We start from the raw sequence: 2,522 nt of genomic DNA, 5'->3' as shown, positions 1-2,522 counted from the left end.
CGGCCACGCAGGACGCGGCCGAACCGCCCATGCCCGAGCCCAGCGGGATGCCCTTTTCGATTTCCACCTCGAAACCGAACGGCAGCTGCAAGGCCTCACGCAAGGCGATCAGCGCCGCGCCGGCGGTATTGCTGGGCGCATCCAGCGGCAGATCCAGCGTGGTGCCGCGGATTGCGCTGATCCGCACCTCCGGCGCAGCGATCCGCCGCACCGCGACCGTGTCACCGACACCGGCGATCGCATGCCCGAGGATGTCGAAGCCCACCCCGGCATTGCCGACCGACGCCGGCGAAAACGCGCGTACCCAGTCACTCACAGCCGTGCCCCCTCGCCCGCCGCCACCCGCAGCACATCGGCAAACACTCCGGCCGCGGTAACCTCTGGACCGGCCCCCGGGCCCTGCACCACCAGCGGGTTGTCGCAGTAACGACGGGTGGTGAACTGCACCACGTTGTCGGTCAGGCGCAGGTTGGCGAAGGCGTGATCGGTGGCCAGTTCCACCAGCCCCACGCTCGGCGGCTGCCCGGGTTTGAACGTGGCGACATAGCGCAGCACATTGCCACGGCCACGCGCTTGGGCCAGACGCTGCCCGAAGGCGGCATCCACCTCGTGCAGACGTGCCATGAATTCCTCCACGCTGGCCTGGCGCAGCGCTTCCGGCACCAGACTCTCCACCGTCACCTGTTCCAGACTGAGTGGATAGCCGGCCTCGCGGGCGAGAATCACCAGCTTGCGCGCCACGTCCACGCCGGACAGGTCATCGCGCGGATCCGGCTCGGTGTAGCCCATCGCGCGGGCCTGGGTGACCAGTCCGGAGAACGGCACACTGCCGTCGTACTTGTTGAACAGCCAGGCCAGCGTGCCGGAGAAGATGCCGGAGATCGCCATCACCTCGTCACCGGTATCGACCAGATCGCGCAGCGTGGTGATCACCGGCAGGCCCGCGCCCACCGTGGCCTCATAGCGGAAGCGCGCACCACTGGCTTCGGCCGCATGACGGATCGCCTGGTAGCGCGGCAGCGGGCCGGCGCCGGCCTGCTTGTTCGGAGTGACCACATGGATGCCGGCCTGCAGCCAGCCGGCGTAGCGGTCGGCCACTTCCGGGGCGCCGCTGCAATCGATGATCAGGGTATGCGGCAGACGCGCGGACAGCAGGTGTTCGGTGAACCGGTCCAGGTCCGCCGGCTCGGCCGCCGCCTCGAACGCCGCTTTCCAGTTGCCCCGCAGACCGCGCTGGTCCAGCAGCATGCGGCTGCGCGAGGTGACCGCACGCAGCCGCAGATCCAGCCTGGCCTTGGCCAGCAGCTGCGCCTGCGAATTGTGCAGCTGTTCCAGCAGCGCGGCGCCGACGTTTCCGGGGCCGATCACACCGACCGAGAAGGTCTGCGGCGACAGCCAGAAACCGGCGTGCGCCGCGCGCAGCGCCTTGGTCGCATCGGCGCTGTCGATGGCCACGGAGATGTTGCGCTCGGACGAGCCCTGCGCGATGGCCAGGATATTGACCTGCGCCCTGCCCAGCGCTTCGAACAGCCGCGCGGCCACGCCCGGCTGACCGGCCATGCCGTCCCCCACCGCCGCCAGCACGCTGACCCCGCCGGTCAACTGCACCCGCTGCACCTGGCCGGCCGCCAGCTCATGCGAAAAGCCTTGCAGCAAGGCATTGCGCGCGCGCTCGGACTCGGCCTGCTTGACCACGCAGCAGATCGAATGCTCCGACGAGCCCTGCGAGATCATCACCACCGACACATGCGCATTGCGCAGCGCGGCGAACACCCGTTCGGCCGTGCCCGGCACGCCGATCAGGCCGGTGCCTTCCAGGTTCAGCACCGCCAGATCCGCACTCAGGGTCAGACCCTTGATCGGCCCGCAGCTGACGCTTTCGGCACTGATCCGGGTACCGGGATGATCCGGCGCGAAGGTATTGCGGATGATGATCGGCAGACCGCGCTCGATCGCCGGGGACATGGTCTGCGGATGCACCACCTTGGCGCCGAAATAGGCCAGCTCGCAGGCCTCGTCGTAGCTGAGCGACTCCAGCTGCACCGCTTCGGGCACCACCCGTGGATCGGCTGACAGCACGCCATCGACATCGGTCCAGATATGCAGTTCATCGGCGGCGAACAGCGCGGCAAAGATCGCACCGGAGAAATCGCTGCCGTTTCGCCCCAGCGTGGTGATGTGGCCGCTGCGGTCGCGGGCGACGAAGCCGGTGACCACCAGCCGCCGCGCCGGATGCTGCTGCCGCCAGTGGGCCAGTTTGGCGGCACTGGTCTTCCAGTCCACATCCACGCCCAGCTCGCTGTGATCGACCACCAGCACGTCACGGGCGTCGAGCACCTCGCACTCCTCGCCCAGCGCCTGCAGGTGGTGACCGAGCAGATGCGCGGAGAACACCTCGCCCATCCCCTGCACGCGCTCCAGCACCTCGCGCGGCAATTCGCCGATCACCGCCAGCGCCGAGAGCACGTCGGCCAGCCGCTCGAAACGGCCATCGAGCCATTCGATGGTCGGGCCGGCGTGCT

2 protein-coding genes are annotated in these 2,522 nt (G+C 68.9%); both read right to left on the bottom strand.

From position 1 onward, the window contains the following. Positions 1-316 (bottom strand): GHMP family kinase ATP-binding protein (locus tag JCM9942_RS13935; RefSeq protein ID WP_484600243.1); only part of this gene is annotated, 316 nt, incomplete at its 3' end. Further along, positions 313-2,522, bottom strand: a 2,210-nt coding sequence (gene thrA / locus JCM9942_RS13930) for a bifunctional aspartate kinase/homoserine dehydrogenase I (RefSeq protein WP_054660417.1), incomplete at its 5' end; no start/stop codon positions are given. The genes JCM9942_RS13935 and thrA, both read right to left, overlap by 4 nt.

It is taken from the genome of Stenotrophomonas pictorum JCM 9942 (assembly GCF_001310775.1).
Taxonomy (GTDB): Bacteria; Pseudomonadota; Gammaproteobacteria; order Xanthomonadales; family Xanthomonadaceae; genus Stenotrophomonas; species Stenotrophomonas pictorum.
Note: the sequence above shows the minus strand (reverse complement) of the source record. Positions and strands in the feature narration are given on the sequence as shown.